The following is a 19,422-nucleotide window of genomic DNA, read 5'->3' on the forward strand; positions in this document are numbered from 1 at the left end:
ACACCGGGCCTCCACACTTTTCACGTAAGCACAACAATACAAAAACACAAAGAGCATACAGAAACCCGATTTTCTTAAATATCGTTCACCATATTTTAACTACACCACTACGCAAACCTGATCAAAAATTTCATAACGGCACCTCAATATCTCGCGCAGTATAATCATTGACAAAAATCATGTCCTCACTTTACGTATTCGAAGCCTTCCTAACGTCACTATAGGCCTAACAAACCAATCTGGACGAATAGATTTAATAAAAAGAGCCGCCCGCTGTGCCTCTTTTTCATCTTTAAAAATACCAAAACAAGTAGCACCAGCCCCTGACATGCGAGAAAGAAGAGATCCGCTCTCATCCAAAACATTTAAAACTTCAGATAATCGAGGAGAAATTTTAAATGCAGGAGCAAAAAGATCGTTACGCGTTTCCCGCAACGCCTCAACCAGTGAGTACACCGTCCTCAAAACCATTGGATCAATTTTTAAAGGAGAATTATAGCGTTCTTCTAAAGCATTAAAAACGGCTTCCGTAGCAATTTGCTGACCATGATTAACCAGCACCACCGCAAGAGAGCAAGCATCTTTTAGCCGTATCATATTTTGTCCAATTCCTGTAACGAAAAGGGGCTGATAACATTCTAATGCAGAAAAGCACATCGGTACATCAGCGCCAAGTTCTAAACCCATTCTTGCTAATTTTTCATAGGGACAATCAAGATTCCATTGTCGACGCAGTATACTCATAACACCAGCTGCATTGCCAGAACCACCGCCAATCCCTGAAGCGACTGGCAATGTTTTAACGAGTCGAAAAAAAGCAGGTCTAGCAAATTCAGGAAACATTTTACGCATGAAATCACGCGCACGAACAACCAAATTACCTGTGTCAGGAACGAGCCTATCAGCGAAAGGGCCCGTTAAAACAAAACCATCATTTTCAGAGGGAGTACAACTCAAATAATCACCACTGAGACTAAAATAAACCAAGCTCTCTATTAAGTGATATCCATCAGCGCGCCGGCCAACGACGTGCAGAGCCAAATTCAACTTAATAGGCGTAAACAAACTAACAGTGCCATTTGAACAAAGCTTGTACATTCAATATCATCTCAAGAAACATTCAACTAACGCAATACCTATGAAAGCACCTCGTATCGTACACACAACAAACCAGCCTTTACGCAGACAAGATACGCCCTTCATAATTGTTTCTCAGTACGCCACAAAAACAAAAGGCCACGAACAATTGCTCATATCGTTTAAAATTCTCTCTTCTAACATGCGCTCTTAAAGGAGATTACCTACCAATACAGCATATATCATAAACCATAACGTTGCCATAACGCCCGTTCCTCAGCTACCATAAACGCACTATCAACCGCTGTATAAACCACATTAGACGTAACGCCTAAAGACGTTTTATACCCTAATAAATTTCTCGGAGGAGCAATTAATCGAAGCTTAGCATCGTCACCAAACCGCGTCTTAATAACAGAACGCACATCATTTAATTCATCAACAAGACCAAGCTCAACGCTCTTCTTTCCACTCCAAAACATTCCTGTAAAAAGATCTGAGTCATCTGACAACTTCTCTGCACGGCGCACCTTAACCAAATCGATAAAAGTTTGATGAATTTCAAGTTGCAGGGATTCTAAGCGTTCAACATCTTCTTTCTTTTCCGGCTGAAATGGATCTAACACAACCTTATTTTTTCCGGCCGTGTGCACACGGCGCTCCACACCAATTTTTTTCAAAAGCTCAGGAAAACCAAAAGAAGCAGAAACAACCCCGATAGAACCAACAACCGAAGATGGATCAGCAAAAATTTCATCCCCAGCACAAGCAATCATATATCCCCCTGACGCTGCCACATCCTCGACGAATACAAGAACCTTCTTGTTTTTTTCTTTTGCCAAATCGCGAATACGCTTAAAGATGAGATGCGATTGTACAGGCGAACCGCCGGGAGAATTAACGATAATGGCAACGGCCGGCGCTTTCTTATAAGCAAAAGCTTTGTCTAAAAGGTTAGCGCACTTACCCAATGAAAGCGTACGCGATACCAATGAGTCAGAACCGGCAACCATCCCATGGAGACGCACCACAGGGATCTCAAGTTTACTGGGACAAAAACAGCAGGAGACAAGATTTTTTATAACATTAACCAAAATAATACCTCTATAAATCAAAAGAAAGCGAACAAGCAGGATCAAAAAAGGAAGAACATAACTATGCAAAAAGTTCCAAAAGCAACCCAAATCGCGCGATAGAACCCAAATTCATCTGAAATTAAAACCTCCCTTGAGGAAAAGAACCGGCCCGAATTTAAATGATAAATTGGAAAACACAAGACACCATTAAAAAAGTTCCCACAGGCTTATGCGCCCATTATTAACGGCGTCAATCCGAGGCGAAAAAGTCTGGCTGTTGTTCTCGTGCATAATCAACGGTGGCAACAAAGATGAAGCTGCTCTGCTTCCCCGTTTTGCATAAAGCAAGATACGAATTGCAGCTGTTTCAGAGCGCGCATGAACAGGAATTATACAAACATTACCAAAACGCCCTTTCAAAGCATGCAGAATATCAGTCAGCGATCGCGGACGCGCAATTAACCCCAAATACCCACCAGGTTTAACAATGGCTGCCGCGCTTCGCAACCAATTATCAAACATCGCATCAGGCATAACGTGCGCCTCAAACTTCTGTTTGTCAGGAGTTTTGCGATCCGCAGAACTATTAAAAGGCGGATTCATAATCGCAAAATCAAAAGTATTATCTAATAATCCTGACTCCAAACGATTCTTTCCCCTAAATGTAACATCTGCCTTTAACAGGCAAACCCTATCAACAAATTTCTCATTTTGCTTCAGCATGAGCGTTTTTTGAGCATAATATGCCATAAAATCCGACCGCTCAACCAATGTGATAGAAACCTCTGAACAACGCGATGCAACAGCTAATCCCGCCGCACCGGCACCAGCACCCAAATCAACAACCCTACCTTTAAAATCACTGGGAACCAAACCAGCCAACAACATAGCATCCATGCCAGAACGATGACCACGCAAACGCGGCTGAACTAAATAAAATCTCCCACGATGAAACCCGTCAACTGTTTCGTCACTATGATTCGTTTTATTATTCATATAAAAGCCTGATATTCATCGTCACAATTTACGTTTTTTCATAATTTGCTGTTTCTAAAATATAAGGTGCCTTAAATTCCCATAATTTCATAAAAATTAAATTACGCAAACATTAAAAATCTTCCTCATAAATATTATCTGAGACTCGTACTTCAACGTAACATCAAAACTTGAACCGAAGCAGAGTCCCCTTTATGCTGTAGACGAAATAACATTCATATAGCCCACCGCAATACTCTAGGAGAAAACACATTGAGTGCTGCCACAAGACCAGATACAAAAGACAATCTAATTTCTCTCCGATCCCTTATCAGCCTTACCAAAGATGATATGAAGCGCGTGGACCAGCTTATCCTTTCTATGTCGAAATCAGATGTTGAGATGATACCTGAAATTTCTGACCATCTTATCTCATCGGGAGGGAAACGGTTGCGCCCAATGATAACCTTAGCCTCCGCCCATATGTTTGGTTACAAAAATGGTGGACACATAAAACTCGCAACGGCAGTTGAATTCATGCATACAGCAACATTGTTACATGATGATGTAATCGACGAAAGCAGCTTGAGACGCGGCAAATCTACTGCACGCACGATTTGGGGAAACCAGGCCAGTATACTCGTTGGTGATTTTCTGTTAGGGCAAGCTTTCAAATTAATGGTTGACGTTGGTTCCATAGAGGCGCTCTCCGTCCTAGCAAACGCTGCTGCAATTATTGCTGAAGGCGAAGTTATGCAACTTTCTGCAGCGAAAAATATAGAGACAAGTGTCTCAGATTACCTTAGAATCATCAACGCAAAAACGGCTGTACTTTTTTCGGCTGCAGCTGAAATAGGACCAATCATTACTGACTACGGATACAAAGAGCGTTCTGCATTGCGCGAATATGGAGCATCGCTAGGAATGGCATTCCAGTTGGTCGATGATGCGCTCGATTATGGTGGAATCACAAAACACTTGGGAAAAAATGTAGGTGATGATTTCCGAGAAGGAAAAATTACAATGCCCGTCATTCTTGCACACGAACGGGGAAATGCCGCAGAAAAAATGTTTTGGAAAAAAGCACTTAAAAATAGCAGCAGCAATGATGAAGACTTTGCGCACGCCCAGCATTTAATAGAAAAGTATGACGGTCTAACAGATACGATAAAGCAAGCTAAAACTCACGGAAAACATGCAATCAGTGCTCTTTCTTTGATGGATGATAGCCCCGCCCACAATGCTTTGGTTGAGGCTGTCAATTTTTGTATCGCCCGTATAAACTAATTAATCGCAACCATCGTGGTATTTTTAAACGAAATGATCGAATATAAATTATAAACCGCGTACTCAACTGATTATCTTAAAAAGGATTAGCTTTATGCGCAGCACAATAACATCACACTTTTTTGCTTTCTTTATCGCAGTTGTCGTGCTGATGCCATCCCTCACCCATAGCAAAACCAGTACCACGACAAACGCAGCTTCGTTCGCAGGTGCTTACTTAGCTGGAAGGGTTGCGAATCATGAAAACAAAATAGATTTGGCCATCAATTATTTTAAGCGGGCCCTCGCTCATCAGCCTAAAAATATTAATGCACAAATGGATATCCTCGAAGTAATGCTGTCTGTAGGTTCCTTTAAAGAAGCTGTTAAGCAGGCCCAACGGCTGAAGGAACAAGGCATTATAACTCCTTTTGTATCTCTAACATTATCGGTACAAAATATTATCGAAAGAGATTACAAAAGTGCCAAAAATATTCTGCAATCGCAATCACAAACATCTCCGACGCCCAACAATCCAATTCCTGAATTGATCAGTTTTTGGGCAACATTCGGGTCTGGACATCACTCTCAAGCGATCGCTGACCTTAAAAATATACACGGCCCTGTCTGGTACAACCTTTTCACAAACTACCATCTTGCGCTCATGAGCGATTTAGCAGGACGTACACAGGACGCAGAAAAATATTTCACTCAAGCGCTTAATAACCGACAAGGTCCCTTTATCGCACCGAATACCTACGAACGCATTGTTATAGCATACGCTTCCTTCCAACTGCATCATAAAATGCGCAAACAGGCTATTCAAACTCTCAAGCACGGCGAACAAACATTGCAAAGACGAGAAATACTCACGAGTATTCGAGAAAAGATCGAAAAAGGCGCCACCTTAGAGAGATTGATCAAAACGCCTCAGCAAGGAGCAAGCGAGGTACTATATAATTTCGGAACGGAACTCAATCGAAAAGACTCAGAGCGCATTGCGCGTATTTTTCAACAATTATCCCTGGCATTAAACCCCCAAAATGATGCCGCTCTGTTTCAATTGGCAGACACATCCGCAAGACTGAATAACTTAGATCAGGCGATTAAATTTTATCGCGCCCTACCATCCAACTCTCCTTACTATAAAAGCGGGCAATTATGGCTTTCTCTTATTTTCGCACGCAACAACAACTACAACGAAGCTATTCAATTACTTACATCGTTAAATGACAAATTTCCTAATGATCGTCATATTTTTATAACGTTGGCCGCTATTTATATGCAAGACAATAAATTTTCTGAAGCCGCCCAGGTTATGGATCGCGCTATTGCGCAAATAAAAAGCTTTCAGCGAGACGATTGGAAGCTTTTTTATCAGCGCGGCATTGCTTTTGAACGTTTACAGCAGTGGTCAAAAGCCGAACTTGACCTGAGGAAAGCGCTCAATTTTGTCCCAGATCAGCCACAAGTCCTTAATTATCTCGCTTATTCCCTTGTTGATCGTGATGAAAAACTTGAAGAATCACTTCAAATGCTACAAAAAGCCTCCACATTACAATCTCAAAATAGTCATATTTTGGATTCTCTGGGATGGGCCTATTATAAGCTTAAACAATACGATAAAGCTGTTGACCTATTGGAATCTGCTGTCAAATTACAACCTGAAGACCCAACACTAAATGATCATCTAGGTGATGCTTATTGGCAAGTAGGACGAAAACGTGAAGCGGTATTTCAGTGGAATCATGCGATCGATGGAAAACCGAAAAATTCTCAAAAAATCCAAGAAAAATTGAAATTTGGTTTGCAATGAACAACGGTACTTGACCATAGCCGTGTGAGACAATAGACAATGATAGAGGCCAAAAAAAACCTTTGGCTGCCGTCTTTTAATTAAACAATTAAAGGGTACAAAGCGTGGAATTTCCTGAATATCTCAACCCTGCACGTTCTTTTCAAGGGTTAATTTTAACCTTGCAAAATTATTGGGCTAATCATGGATGTGCAATTCTGCAACCTTACGATATGGAAGTTGGAGCTGGAACTTTTCACCCAGCTACAACATTGCGTTCATTAGGACCGCGTCCATGGAAAGTAGCTTACGTCCAACCTTCTAGGCGTCCAGCAGATGGTCGATACGGAAAAAATCCAAATCGTTTACAACACTATTATCAATTCCAAGTGCTGCTCAAGCCATCACCCAAAAATTTGCAAGATCTTTATATAAAATCCCTGGAATTCATCGGCCTTGATACGAAACTCCATGATGTTCGCTTTGTCGAAGATGATTGGGAGAGTCCGACACTCGGTGCCTGGGGGCTCGGGTGGGAGTGCTGGTGCGATGGTATGGAAGTCTCTCAATTCACTTACTTTCAGCAAATCTGCGGCATTGAATGCGCCCCCGTTTCTGGAGAACTCACCTATGGGCTTGAGCGTTTGGCAATGTACATACAAGGTATTGATAATGTTTATGATCTTAACTTCAACGGTTTAGAAGGAGAGGATAAGATAACTTATAGGGATGTTTTTTTGCAAGCGGAGCAGGAATATTCATACTATAATTTTGAACTCGCCGACACAGAGTTATTACATAAACATTTTATTGATGCGGAACGCGAATGCATCTCGCTCCTTGAAGCCAACAAGACGGACGAAAAAAATAACTCATACCCATGTGTTTTTCCAGCTTATGATCAGTGCATTAAGGCAAGTCATATCTTCAATCTGTTGCAAGCACGTGGCGTAATTTCTGTAACTGAACGGCAAAGTTACCTACTTCGCGTTCGTGATCTTGCACGCCGTTGTGGTGAAGCGTTTTTACTCACCGAAGCCTGCAAAACACACATTAACGGAGAGGCCTAATGTCTGACCTGCTGCTTGAACTTTTCAGCGAAGAAATGCCTGCCCGCATGCAGAGGAAAGCTGCAGCTGACCTCAAAAAATGCGTCACAGATAAACTTACTAATGCAGGCTTAACATATCAAGCTGCCCGTGAATATTGGACTCCCCGCCGACTAACATTAGATGTACGAGGTCTTTCTCTACGCTCAAAAGATATTTATGAAGAACGAAAAGGGCCCAGTGTAAAATCACCGCAACACGTCATCGATGGTTTCCTGCGAGCGACGGGATTGAATGATATTTCTGAAGCAGATATTGCGCATAATGGTAAAAATGGCGATTTTTATATAGCCAAAATCACAAAAAAAGGTCGAGATGCAGAAGAAATTATTGCCGATGTTTTACCAGATATTATCCGAAATTTCCCATGGCCAAAATCTATGCGTTGGGGCAAAGATTCAATAAAAAGCAGAGCATTAAAGTGGATTCGTCCTTTACAGAATATTCTCTGCATTTTCGGACCAGAAATTGGCGAAACGCGAGTTATTCCTTTTGTGATCGACTCTCTTGTAAGCAACGACCTAACCTACGGTCACCGTTTTCTAAGTGATGGCAAGCCTATCCGAATCCGCCGTTTTGATGACTATATAGCCAAACTTGAAGCCAACAAGGTCATCCTGGATGCAGAAAGACGAAAAAATATCATTTTAGCAGACGCTCAAAACCTATGTTTTGCAAATGGCCTAGAATTAGTTCAAGACAGTGCTCTCTTAGAAGAAGTTGCGGGACTCGTTGAGTGGCCTGTTGTGCTCATGGGAAGTTTCGATGAATCTTTCCTTGATATTCCCCCAGAAATTACTCGCTTGACCATTAGAGCTAATCAAAAATGCTTTGTAACCCGTAGACGAGGTGAATTAGCCAAACTCTCTCACCATTTTATTCTCATCTCTAATATTTTTGCAAATGATGAGGGAAAGGAGATTTCTAAAGGAAACAGCAGAGTTGTACGTGCCCGCCTTTCTGACGCACTTTATTTTTGGCAAACAGACCAGCACAATTTGCTAGACACTCAACAGTTAAAATACTCTGTTAAAAAATTCGACCTCAATTTAAGTAAACCCCTCGACCAGCGAATGGCGCAGCTTGATCACTTAAATGTGACCTTTCATGCAAAATTGGGTACGCAAGGTGCTAGAGTGGAGCGAATCGCAGCTCTGGCACAAAAAATTGCCCCTTTAGTACATGCCGACGCTCTTTTAGCTAAACGCGCAGCAATCCTTGCAAAAGCAGACTTGCAAACAGAAGTTGTTGGAGAGTTTCCTGAACTACAAGGGATTATGGGACGAAAATATGCGCTCATTCAGGGAGAAGATCCTCGTGTAGCTGAAGCAATAGAAGATCACTATAAACCCCAAGGACCAAAAGATCGTGTCCCTGAAGAACCCATTGCCACGGCGGTTGCGCTAGCTGACAAAATCGATACGCTCGTTGGTTTTTGGATCATAAACGAAAAGCCAACTGGCTCGAAAGACCCCTATGCATTAAGACGGGCAGCACAAGGAATTATCAGACTAGTGCTTTCACATGATTGGAAAATCAACCTTATGCCACTCTTTGTCTTTGCAGAAAGCCTTTTCTCGCAGCAAAAACTTAAGTATAATATATCTCATATCAAAACTGAAAAATCCTCCAAAATAGTTCTAGAAAAAACAGAGGACGTCCTGCTTGATCTCTTGTCGTTTTTTCATGAACGTCTAAAAATTTATCTAAAAGAAGAAGGTGCCCGCTACGATATTATTGAGGCAGTTTTGGACAAAAATTCTGATGATTTTTTATTAATTTTTCGCCATACAGAAACACTTGCCTCATTCATAAATACAGAGGACGGAAACAACCTCTTAGTTGCGATAAAACGCACTGAAAACATCCTCGAGAATGAACTTCAAAAAGGCGAAATGCTAACGAGCGGAGTCAACCCCGAACTTTTTGTAAAAACTGAAGAAAAACAGCTTTATCAAAAAATCATTGAGGTTGAGAAGATCCTCAGCCGCGTGGGCACAAGAAACTTATCACTTGCATTAAATGAGCTCGTGCCACTTGGAAAATTTATAGACGTATTCTTCGAAAAAATATTGGTAAACGACCAAAACCCCAATATTCGGAACAATCGCCTCGCTCTTCTCAAGCGTATCAGCATCACCGCAAAAGCCCTCGCAAATTTTTCAAAGCTTGTAGTCTAAACTAAAAAGGAAGATTTGATCACCTCTAAAGTGACAAAGGCGCAACCTCGCTCCTTTTCATCTTCGAAAACTTCTCCGTTAAGTACCTTGGTAAAATACCACAAACCAACCACGTACCGTGATTCCGAAAAATTTTGAAACTCAACTACAAACAGCAAAGAAACCAAAAAAAAGAAGCCGCACCTTAATAAAAAGAATCAGCCCTAAAAAACGCTTCTCTCGACCATCAATTAAGATACGTTTTCATTTTCGCGAGAGTTTCCTCGGTAAGAGATTTTCTAATGAGCTCGCCGGCTCTATCATCAGAATCCAACTCCTTAGCGATGAGCGTACGTGCAGCAGAAACCGCTAAATCAACAGCAGATGAAGAAACCACGCGTATTGCATCAGCCTCTGCCTGTGCAATTTTCTGTTCTGCCAACTTATTGCGGTTTTTCACATACTCTTCCGCTCTTGCACGAGCCTCAGCGACAACCGCTTCAACTTCACGCTTAGCTGCGATGACAATTTCCTGCGCATCTTTCTCTGCTTCTGCATGTTTACGCTGATACTCAGCCAGGATTTCCTGCGCCTCTTCACGAAGACGAAGGGCCTCATCAAGTTCATCCTTGATACGCTTCGCCCGCATATCGAGATGACGTACAATCATATCTGGAATTTTAAAATAGATCAGAAGAATTATAAAAAGAACCAACCCAACTAAGGACCAAAAAGTATCCGTCATCATCGTAATCCCTAAAAGCTTGCAGCTTTGACAGCCGAACTAACATCTTCCTTGTTTACATCAGTGTCAATCAATTTTTTTACAATTTCAAGAGTCAATTCTTCCGCAATCGATCCCACATTTCGCATAGCTTTATCTCGAATTTTTGCTATCCGTTTTTCAGCATCTGTCAGCTTTTTCTCTAAACTTTCCTCAACCTCTTTTCGTTCAAGCTCAGCCTTCTCTTTTATTTTTTCACCAGCAGCTTGCGCAATAGCATGTGCCTTTAAACGAGCATCAGCTAACCTCTTCTCATATGTCTCAACCACGACATCGGCCTCCTGCTTCAAACGCATTGCCTGATCTAAATCGGATGCAATTCGATCCCGACGCGTTTCAATGACACCACCAATGCGCGGCGCAATTACACGAGATATGAAAAGATAAAAAAGCCCAAAAGAAATCGCTAACCAAAAAAGGTGCGAACCAAAATGTGCCAAATCAAAGGGAGGAAAAACGCGCTCCGCATGCTCCGCTGCATTTTTGATACGCTCCATCGGCGTCTCAATATCATACGCATAAGCCCGAGAAACAAGCATTTCATTTCATCCTTCAAACAACCCGCCCAACCTCTCTCTTAAGACTGGTGCTCACCAACTAACATCTTCTCAGCTAAACCGCAAAAGGCACGCCCACCCCTCATAGAAAAAATAGACATACCCTCTTGAAAACTATTAAACTGCAAAAAGGAGCAGCAAAGCAACAAGCAACGAAAAAATACCCAAAGCTTCCGTCACAGCAAAACCAAAAACCAGACGACCAAACTGACCATCTGCCGCGGATGGATTTCTTAATGCACCGGAAAGATAACTACCGAAAATATTGCCAAGACCAAGAGCTGTCCCAGCCATACCAAAACAAGCGAGACCAGCACCAATATACTTCGCTGCAAGCACCAATTCCATATCATTCTCCTTTAACGCACAATTACAATATTTGACGAAAAACCGCCAGCTTAATTAATGTCCTGGATGAACCGCATCATTCAGATACATACAAGTTAAGACCGTGAAAACATAAGCCTGAAGAAACGCAACCAAAACCTCAAGGGCGGTAATTGCGACAGTCATGACAAGCGGTAAAACCGCACCACCAACGCCCATAATCCCAGCCCCGATCATCGAGACAACAAAACCAGAAAAAACTTTAAGAGTGATATGGCCAGCAAGCATATTGGCAAACAGACGAAGAGAGAGACTGATAGGACGAGAAAAAAAAGAAATCACCTCAATCATAGTCACCAAAGGCAAAACTACAACAGGAACACCACTGGGGACAAACAATCTTAAAAAACAAAGCCCATGCTTGCAAAAACCGTAGCCAATAACGGTCAAAATAACTAACATCGCCAATGAAAAAGTGATCATTATCTGAGAAGTAACCGTGTAAAAATAGGGGAAAAGGCCAATAAAATTAGCAACCAAAATGAAAGTAAACAGCGAAAAAACTAAAGGAAAAAATTGCATCCCCTGCAGACCCGAAGACTCCCGCAAGGTTGACGCTACGAATTCATACGCCATTTCTGAAATAGACTGCATCCGTGTAGGAACCAATCCGCGACTTGACGACGAAATAAAAAGAAAAACTGACGTCACAACGACAGTGGCTACTACAAAGAATGATACATTCGTAAACGACAAATCTATATTTCCTAAAGAAATATTGACTAATCGTAAAACCTCAAACTGATGAATAGGATCTGGAGCTTGTGACATCACTTCAACCTCATCTGTCAAACCTTTTATCGGTCTCTCTATCTTGACGCCGCGCGCCATTCTCACCTAGCCGGTCGGAGGACACGTACCCCACAAACCGAAGAACATTCAATACACCAGCAGCAAATCCAAGAAGAAGGAAGAACACCAACCCCCACGGCGACGAATCCACTAGCCTATCAAACCCCAACCCCAGTACAACACCAACAACAACACTCGCAAAAAACTCACTGGAAAGTTCAACTGCCTGAGCCACTCTCCCTCGCGGCTCTCCCCGCTGCCCATCATCAGGACCATATTCCTTTGATACCTGTCTACGCATCAAAGCAAAACCCAGCCTCCGACCACGATGCTCCAGGCTTCCTGAACTCAAGCAACCACCTCGCTCTTCCTTTTCAGAACTCTCTTCTAGCACGACACGCCCACCGCCTTCCGCCATAACCGGTTCCTCAATCAAAAACAAGGTTAGAACACACCCTAAAAGCCAACGACAACATATTGTTATCAAATTTATTCGTCAAGCTGCCAAAACGAGTCTATCACAATTTATCGCATAAAAAAAACGCTCGCGTCCACTCTCTCCCTTCGCACTCAACCAATGACAAACGAACAAAACCCGCACCCCAAGCAAGAATTCATTTATTTTTACACACAACTCCACAAACACAACCGAAGTTAAAAGAAAACTTTAACACGACCAGCACACCCCCTTATTCTCCTCATAGACAAACACGAATGAGGACACTTCTGTTCACCAACCACTATCGCTCTTTTTACGATAAAACAGCAAAACACCTTACAAAACAAAAAAACGCCAAAAATCAACTCTTACCTTGCAATTTAATCGGCTCTAACAATAAAAGAATCATCCCTTTTTTGAACGCGCCGCAAAAGGATTTTTAGATGTCCGTAACGATATACGAATAGGTATACCCGACATACCAAACGCATCGCGCAATCCATTAGAAAGATAGCGCAAATATGATTGAGGCATAACCTTCGATCGAGAGCAGGAAATGACAAATTCAGGGGGACGCGCTTTAACTTGTGTTACATATTTGATCTTAAGCCGACGTCCAGATACCGCAGGAGGCGGATGGTGTGCAACGACAGTTTCAATCCACTGATTCAACTTTCCTGTGGGAATACGGCGATTCCAAACTCGGTGCATCATCATAACATTTTCCATGAGTTTATCAATCCCTTGGCCATATTGGCCGGATAAAGGAACGGCCCTCAAGCCACGAATCTGAGGAAGGAGGCGAACACATTTTTCATGTAAATCAACCAGCTTTGTCTGACGATCTTCGATAATATCCCACTTATTGAAAGCAATAATAGGAACACGCCCCTCGCGAATCACAAGATCAGCGATCTGTAAATCTTGCTTTTCAAATGGAATGGTCGCATCAAAAACAATGACAACAACCTCTGCAAAACGGATAGCACGCAAAGTATCCGCAACGGAGAGTCTTTCTAATTTTTCCTGAATTTTTGACTTTCGACGCAAACCTGCAGTATCAAAAAGCTTAATACGGCAACCGCGCCACTCCCAATTCACTGAGATGGAATCGCGTGTAAGTCCTGCTTCAGGTCCTGTTAACAACCGATCCTGCCCCAACATACTATTGATGAGGGTCGACTTTCCTGTGTTTGGACGACCAGCAATTGCAACCCGAATAGGTTTATTTTCATCGTAAGAAGACTCCCGTCCCTGAAAACCGCCCGCATCATTATCAACAAACAAAAATTGTGTAGCAACCTGTTGCTCCTTATTTTCGCACATAAAGGCTCTATCCTCGCCGAGAGCATTCACAATTGCATCGCGAAGATCCGAAAGACCCAAGCCGTGCTCGGCAGATATCAAACAAGGATTCCCTAAACCCAACGACCAAGCCTCATATTCCCCCCCCATTGCTGCTTTTGATTCGGATTTATTAGCAACGAGTACGACCGGTTTTCCCGATTTGCGAACAAGTGGAACAAAATTGAGATCACCAGATACTATTCCACTCTTCGCATCAAACATGAACAAAATGAGGTCTGCTTCATCGACAGCGGCCACCGTATGAAAGCGCATACGACCTTCAAGAGTGTGATCGCCCGCTTCCTCCAATCCAGCAGTATCAATGACGTCAAAACGCAAATCCTGAAGCTTAGCCTCATGAACACGCCGATCACGCGTTACACCAGGCTTATCATCAACCAAAGCCAATTTTTTCCCAACTAAGCGGTTAAACAGCGTCGACTTCCCGACATTAGGCCGACCAACTATAGCAACGGTGAGGACCATAAACTCATCCCCTACTCATTCTACCTTCAGCTTGAATAAGCTCGAGCATAATTTGTGCCCGATCCATTATTTTTGATCTTGAAACATCGTCTTCAGAAATTTTTCGAAAATAATAAACCGCATCATCTATTCTATCAGCTTTATAAGCCGCTAAACCCAAAGCCTCTCTTGCAGACATACGCATAGGATCCGCGTCATTAGCCATGTCTTCAACGCGCTTTTTGACATCATCAAGGGTTCCCGCATCGACTAAAATATAAGCAGCCCGGATTTTTGCCACTCTCCGCAAAATTTGCGGCGCTCTTTCATCAGCTGCAACTGCATCAAAAACCTCCACCGACTTAGCAATATTGCCTTGCTCCATCAGCAAGGAAGCTTCACGCAAACGAGCAAGGTAGGGATATCCCCCAAAGTTGGTCGACTTAACATCTTCTAACTGCCTCATTGCTTCATCAAAATGGTGTGCATCCGCAAGATCGAGGCCCTTCATAAACATCTCACCAATATGGCCCGCCTTCTTCGTTTGTTCATAGTGATAGATTTGATAAGCAGCCACCGTTAATATAAAAACGATAATCGCAACAACAATCGAAAAACCATATCGCCTCCAAAAAGCGAGAGCCTTTTCTTGACGAAATTCTGTATTAACTTCAGCGATAAAACTATCATACGACATACTATCATACCTTAAAAAATCAACTCCTGCGCTTTTACGCAACAAACGAACGACGGCAGCACTTCTCATTAACCGAAAATTTTCAAGTTGTCAGCCCATTATCCAAAAACCAACGAGAACCCGTATAAGCGGACCTTCATGACAAAATTAATCAAAAATAGCCCAACCTTTCAGATTGAATTGCAAATTTTATACATAGTCAACATCTAATTTTTCAAAATACAAAAACTACCATCACCTTAATTTTGAAAACTCATCGCCCTACAATTCAAATAACACTGTTCAAAACCTCACAAAACGCACACAAATTAAACAATTCCCTGAAGCTGAGAAAACAGTCGCATCGTATTTAGAAAATATCCATTATAGAATTACCAAAATAAGCTAATTCATAAACAACTCCGGAAAGGATATTGATCAAATTTTTTATGATTGAAACACCTGAAACAAAATAAATGAAAGGCTCTATCCAATGCATAAAATCTGAGTTCCTAAGCGACACGATCTGAACTCTCAGAAACACACTGGTAAAAAGAAAAACACACTGTTTAAACTTAAATGCATTCTATGAACGATCTTTAAAAACTTTGTCAAAATTTATTATATCTAAAATTGCAGAGTCATTTCACTGCAATGGCCAAATCCACATCAGCATTGGAACAGAGACAATTACCACCAATAAAGCCAACGGCGCCCCCAAACGCGGATAATCGCTAAAACGATATCCTCCTGGCGCCATGACGAGCATGTTACACTGATGCCCGATAGGTGTAAGGAACTCACACCCAGCGCCGATTGCAACTGCCATCAAGAAAGCCTCAGGATTATAATGAAGGGAATGGGCAAAACTTGACGCTATCGGCGCTACCATCATCACCGTCGCCGCATTATTCAAGAATGGCGTCACTAGCATTGCTGTAACCAACATGAGCGCCAATGCGCCGGATGGCGGCAGAAACACCGCCAATTGGCTAAGCCAGTAACCGATGAGGTCCGTACTACCTGTCTTCTCCAATGCTTCACTCACCGGAATAAGGGCGGCTAACAATACCAATATTTGTCCATCTAATGCTTGATATAAGTCACGCGCCGGTAAAACACGAAAAAGAACCATCGCAACCGCTGCAGAAAAGAAAGAAAATGCCACAGGAACAATCTGAAAAGCCGTAAAAGTAATTGCTACACATAGAATAATCAAGGATATGATGCCATGCCGCAAATTTCCAAACATGATATTGCGTTTTGCTAAAGGAAAACACTTCAATTCGCGTAATAAATTTGGAATGATCGCATCCTGCCCCTGTAAAATAATCACATCTCCAAGATGAAAATCAATATCACCAAGCCTCCCCCGAACCCTTTCATGCTGACGACTGAGCGCGAGCAAATTCACATCGTAACGATCAAACAACGAGAACTCTCTGGCACTAATGCCAATGAGGGGGGAATTATGCGTAATAACTGCCTCAATGATATCAACATCACCGTCTTTGTCTCCCGTAGGAATAGCGCGACCAGAAGAAAACGTTAAACGAGAAGAATTAATCACACTATCCAGGCCCGTATGCGACCCTTCTAACAAAACAATATCGTTTTCAGAAAGGATAAAATCCGGAAGCGGAGAGATAAACACTTTATTTCTGATAACTTGAATCACCATAACTTCACCACCTGATGGCTTAACGAGATCAACAATGGTTTTCCCCACGATCGGTGAATTAGCTGGGATACACACTTCAGAAATATAGTTACGAATGTCAATGACATCATCAAATGATGCGCCCGAACGCACACGCGCAGGCAAACGCCACGAAAAAAAAACTAGATACAATACACCAGCAGTAGCAACTGCTGCACCAACTGGTGTAAAATCAAACATAGTGAAAGGAGTCCCTGCTAAACGTTCTTGCATGGCCGAGATAACGACATTGGGAGAAGTCCCTATCTGCGTCATAAGACCACCCAATAAAGAACCAAATGCCATTGGCATTAAAAAAACAGAAGGAGAAACCTGAGAACGGCGGGCAAATTGGAAAGCAATTGGAAGCATGATAGCCAAAGCACCAATATTTTTAACGAACATTGATAACGACATCACAGAAGTAACTAAAAAAGCCAATTGAAGGCGTACTGACTTAACGTCCGGCCATACCCGCTGGATGATAAACTCCATTATACCAGAACGTGATATGGCAGCACTGACGACGAACACACTACCCACAATGATCACAATGTCATTACTAAAACCGCTAAACGCCTCCTTTGGGCTGACAAGACCAACGACAGAAGCGATCAACAATGTACAAACAGCAACAACATCATAACGAAATCGATCCCAGATAAAAACAACCATCATAGAACCGATGATCAAAAAAGCCATCATTTGATCTTCTGTCATAATACCCATCCTCTCCCCATTAAATTACAATGAACAATAACACACCTTCTTAATTCTTAACTGTCCTTAATAAAAGGCAACAAGATAAAAGCGGAAATGAGTATGCTTTAAGAACGATTAATATTATAAACAAAATCATGATCAACACATACCCATTTTACATATTAGATGGCCTTTTCATAACATACTGGAACTCAAGAAAATAATAACAATCAATAAAATCATATTGAAAAACAGGAGAAGATGATTTTACATGTCAAAAAAGCACGAAAAACAAGACAGCTACTTAACTGGAACGCGTCTACTCTGTCTGAGCTCTTGTTGTTGCCTAAAGAAAGCCTGAACCCCTGTGTATAGTGCTAAAGACGAAAGAAGAAATGATGGTCGATTTTAATAGTGAATACAAAGAAAATCTAAAATATTGGCTGGCGTGTATTGTTGGATTTGTAGCTATTTTGACAATCATAATTGTTGGCGGTTTTTATATAGCAAAGCCCCACCTTGACGATTTTGTAAAACGAGAGATAGCTCGACATTCCATAAAAGCAATAAGGTCCGAAGTTAGCGTTATAGGTAAAGTTAACCTGAGAAACGTCACTATTCCCATGCCCGCGAACATGTCACTTAGGATTGGTGCACTTTCAGCCCGCCCGCCTATCGCATTTATCCCTGGAACTTTTACACTTTATGACGTCGATTTAAAGTACAATAATATCCACGTAAGAATCCCCAAAATTTCTATTAACAGCGTATCATTGGAGAAAAACGATACCACGGTTGCATCCCGCTTTTTACAATTTATTACACGCGTTAAACTCTCATCAATTGTAGCGCCAAGTATGCTGATTTCTATAGAAAATGAAAATAAATTAACCGATAAAATTGAGGTAAAAAATCTTCAACTTTATGGCTTAAAAAATGGACACATCTATTCCGTTGACGTCGAAACAATGAATCTTGGAACAACAGCTGCAAATGGTGCGCAACCAATACATATAGTCGCGAGAAGTAATGCAATAAAAGCGCGCGATATTGATATCCGCTACGCCTATTCTGTTTTTTTCGGAAGAAGCAACTTCACTAATCAAGGAAAAACCATCACCGGCCTTATCGCTCTAGATGATACGATAGTGGATATTTTTAAAGGAAAAGAAAAGAGTACCTCTTTCTCCCTTGGCAGATTTAAGACATCTGGTTTGAAAATGAAAACGCTCAAACAAGCACCTGAAAAATTGATAAGAGCGTACCTCAGTGCAAAGAAAAAAGGTAACAAAACAGCCCAAAAAACGGTGCGAAATGCCGCTTTCATGGATGCTCTACTCGCAGTTACCTCAATTGATGCCAAAATGGATAAATTTTCCATCAACACGCCACAGTTAAAAGCAAAGTTCGATTCATTTCAGTTTAAACCAAGTCAGTGGGAACGGCCCGTACCCAAAAAGCTTCTGTTATCTCTTGATAATTTTTCGGTCGTGCCCGGAGAAATAGAAAGAGAGGATTTAGATTTCCTCAAAAACGTGAATTTTGAACAGCTGATCCTGTCAGGAAAACTTGATATTTCATACGATGAGCAAAAGCGCGCAATTTCCCTTAATGTAGTTTCTTTCGATATGAAAGACATCGGATCCGGAGAAATATCTGCCAGAATTAGCGGCGTTGACGAAGAAGTCTTCTCCGGACAAAAGAATGTGATGATCGCTTCTTTTCAAAATTTTTGCATAACTGAAGCTAGTGTACGCTATACGGATGCCGGGCTCATTGATCACCTATTTTCCCATCTCGCACAAAAGTTTAATGACGATAAATACGATCTCAAAAAAGAACTTTATGATGATTTTTACTTGATAATGACACAGAGTCCCAAATTATTACTAAAAAATAGTGACAAAACCGAAATTGTTTCAAAGTCTCTTGGCGATTTCGCTAAAAATCCGAAGACATTAACGATCAAGATAACAACAAAAGATGAAAAAGGCCTCAGAATAGCCGATTTAGGAGCGGATCTACAAAATAATTTGTCAGCAGTTTTGAGTAAAATGAACTTGACCATCGAGAATGAGTCTTCACCCTTATAACCTTACCATAAACTAAGAATTTTA

15 protein-coding genes and 1 pseudogene are annotated in these 19,422 nt (G+C 41.6%); 5 read left to right on the plus strand and 11 right to left on the minus strand.

The genetic code is table 11. The features are described 5' to 3' along the window. Positions 1-177: 177 nt before the first annotated feature. From WCP75_RS00875 to WCP75_RS00885, 3 genes and pseudogenes are all read right to left on the minus strand, one after another. Positions 178-1,108 (minus strand): annotated as a pseudogene (locus tag WCP75_RS00875) (4-(cytidine 5'-diphospho)-2-C-methyl-D-erythritol kinase). A gap of 211 nt (positions 1,109-1,319) precedes the next feature. Beyond that, complete coding sequence (locus WCP75_RS00880) at positions 1,320-2,171, minus strand: S49 family peptidase (RefSeq protein ID WP_336276442.1); 852 nt, start codon at positions 2,169-2,171, stop codon at positions 1,320-1,322. A 189-nt stretch (positions 2,172-2,360) separates the two neighbouring features. Beyond that, the gene (locus WCP75_RS00885; protein WP_336276369.1) at positions 2,361-3,149 is read right to left on the minus strand and encodes a tRNA1(Val) (adenine(37)-N6)-methyltransferase; all 789 of its coding nucleotides are present in this window, start codon (positions 3,147-3,149) and stop codon (positions 2,361-2,363) included. Between the two features lie 252 nt (positions 3,150-3,401). Between WCP75_RS00885 and WCP75_RS00890 the strand changes: the two genes are divergently transcribed. The 4 genes from WCP75_RS00890 (at position 3,402) to glyS (ending at position 9,478) form a co-directional block, all read left to right on the plus strand. Next, positions 3,402-4,415 (plus strand): polyprenyl synthetase family protein, encoded by a 1,014-nt coding sequence (locus tag WCP75_RS00890; protein WP_336276370.1) that lies wholly within the window; start codon positions 3,402-3,404, stop codon positions 4,413-4,415. A gap of 94 nt (positions 4,416-4,509) precedes the next feature. After that, a complete protein-coding gene (locus WCP75_RS00895) occupies positions 4,510-6,210 on the plus strand; it encodes a tetratricopeptide repeat protein (RefSeq protein ID WP_336276371.1) in 1,701 nt (566 codons plus the stop codon). Between the two features lie 104 nt (positions 6,211-6,314). Then, positions 6,315-7,259: a glycine--tRNA ligase subunit alpha gene (locus tag WCP75_RS00900; RefSeq protein ID WP_336276372.1), complete on the plus strand. Its 945-nt coding sequence runs from the start codon at positions 6,315-6,317 to the stop codon at positions 7,257-7,259. Continuing rightward, positions 7,259-9,478, plus strand: a complete 2,220-nt coding sequence (gene glyS / locus WCP75_RS00905; RefSeq protein ID WP_336276373.1) for a glycine--tRNA ligase subunit beta — start codon at positions 7,259-7,261, stop codon at positions 9,476-9,478. Before WCP75_RS00900 ends, glyS begins: the two co-directional genes overlap by 1 nt. A 226-nt stretch (positions 9,479-9,704) precedes the next feature. Here the strand turns inward: glyS and WCP75_RS00910 are convergent, their stop codons facing one another. The 8 genes from WCP75_RS00910 to WCP75_RS00945 form a co-directional block, all read right to left on the minus strand. Continuing rightward, positions 9,705-10,202 (minus strand): F0F1 ATP synthase subunit B, encoded by a 498-nt coding sequence (locus WCP75_RS00910; protein ID WP_336276443.1) that lies wholly within the window; start codon positions 10,200-10,202, stop codon positions 9,705-9,707. An 11-nt stretch (positions 10,203-10,213) separates the two neighbouring features. Next, positions 10,214-10,780: a F0F1 ATP synthase subunit B gene (locus WCP75_RS00915; RefSeq protein ID WP_336276374.1), complete on the minus strand. Its 567-nt coding sequence runs from the start codon at positions 10,778-10,780 to the stop codon at positions 10,214-10,216. 135 nt (positions 10,781-10,915) lie between these two features. Then, positions 10,916-11,146: a F0F1 ATP synthase subunit C gene (locus WCP75_RS00920; RefSeq protein ID WP_336276375.1), complete on the minus strand. Its 231-nt coding sequence runs from the start codon at positions 11,144-11,146 to the stop codon at positions 10,916-10,918. Between the two features lie 54 nt (positions 11,147-11,200). Next, positions 11,201-11,959, minus strand: a complete 759-nt coding sequence (locus WCP75_RS00925) for a F0F1 ATP synthase subunit A (protein ID WP_336276444.1) — start codon at positions 11,957-11,959, stop codon at positions 11,201-11,203. A gap of 7 nt (positions 11,960-11,966) precedes the next feature. Beyond that, complete coding sequence (locus WCP75_RS00930) at positions 11,967-12,395, minus strand: AtpZ/AtpI family protein (RefSeq protein ID WP_336276376.1); 429 nt, start codon at positions 12,393-12,395, stop codon at positions 11,967-11,969. A gap of 426 nt (positions 12,396-12,821) precedes the next feature. Then, the gene (gene der, locus WCP75_RS00935; RefSeq protein WP_336276377.1) at positions 12,822-14,249 is read right to left on the minus strand and encodes a ribosome biogenesis GTPase Der; all 1,428 of its coding nucleotides are present in this window, start codon (positions 14,247-14,249) and stop codon (positions 12,822-12,824) included. Between the two features lie 4 nt (positions 14,250-14,253). After that, positions 14,254-14,925 carry a tetratricopeptide repeat protein gene (locus WCP75_RS00940; RefSeq protein WP_336276378.1) on the minus strand — a complete coding sequence of 224 codons (672 nt, stop codon included), beginning with the start codon at positions 14,923-14,925 and terminating at the stop codon, positions 14,254-14,256. Positions 14,926-15,550: 625 nt separating this feature from the next. Beyond that, complete coding sequence (locus WCP75_RS00945; protein WP_336276379.1) at positions 15,551-17,323, minus strand: SLC13 family permease; 1,773 nt, start codon at positions 17,321-17,323, stop codon at positions 15,551-15,553. A 380-nt stretch (positions 17,324-17,703) separates the two neighbouring features. Here WCP75_RS00945 and WCP75_RS00950 point away from each other — a divergent pair, with 380 nt between their 5' ends. Further along, positions 17,704-19,398, plus strand: a complete 1,695-nt coding sequence (locus WCP75_RS00950; RefSeq protein WP_336276445.1) for an aq_1923 C-terminal domain — start codon at positions 17,704-17,706, stop codon at positions 19,396-19,398. The last annotated feature ends 24 nt before the right edge of the window (positions 19,399-19,422 follow it).

It is taken from the genome of Bartonella numerosa (assembly GCF_037070845.1).
Classification (GTDB): domain Bacteria; phylum Pseudomonadota; class Alphaproteobacteria; order Rhizobiales; family Rhizobiaceae; genus Bartonella.

What these genes read in the sequence shown, in the direction of transcription:
- WCP75_RS00885 (WP_336276369.1), bottom strand. Translation starts at nt 3,149, where the DNA reads ATGAATAATAAAACGAATCATAGTGACGAAACAGTTGACGGGTTTCAT.
- WCP75_RS00895 (WP_336276371.1), top strand. Translation starts at nt 4,510, where the DNA reads ATGCGCAGCACAATAACATCACACTTTTTTGCTTTCTTTATCGCAGTT.
- glyS (WP_336276373.1), top strand. Translation starts at nt 7,259, where the DNA reads ATGTCTGACCTGCTGCTTGAACTTTTCAGCGAAGAAATGCCTGCCCGC.
- WCP75_RS00910 (WP_336276443.1), bottom strand. Translation starts at nt 10,202, where the DNA reads ATGACGGATACTTTTTGGTCCTTAGTTGGGTTGGTTCTTTTTATAATT.
- WCP75_RS00915 (WP_336276374.1), bottom strand. Translation starts at nt 10,780, where the DNA reads ATGCTTGTTTCTCGGGCTTATGCGTATGATATTGAGACGCCGATGGAG.
- WCP75_RS00920 (WP_336276375.1), bottom strand. Translation starts at nt 11,146, where the DNA reads ATGGAATTGGTGCTTGCAGCGAAGTATATTGGTGCTGGTCTCGCTTGT.
- WCP75_RS00930 (WP_336276376.1), bottom strand. Translation starts at nt 12,395, where the DNA reads ATGGCGGAAGGCGGTGGGCGTGTCGTGCTAGAAGAGAGTTCTGAAAAG.
- der (WP_336276377.1), bottom strand. Translation starts at nt 14,249, where the DNA reads ATGGTCCTCACCGTTGCTATAGTTGGTCGGCCTAATGTCGGGAAGTCG.
- WCP75_RS00940 (WP_336276378.1), bottom strand. Translation starts at nt 14,925, where the DNA reads ATGTCGTATGATAGTTTTATCGCTGAAGTTAATACAGAATTTCGTCAA.
- WCP75_RS00945 (WP_336276379.1), bottom strand. Translation starts at nt 17,323, where the DNA reads ATGACAGAAGATCAAATGATGGCTTTTTTGATCATCGGTTCTATGATG.
- WCP75_RS00950 (WP_336276445.1), top strand. Translation starts at nt 17,704, where the DNA reads ATGGTCGATTTTAATAGTGAATACAAAGAAAATCTAAAATATTGGCTG.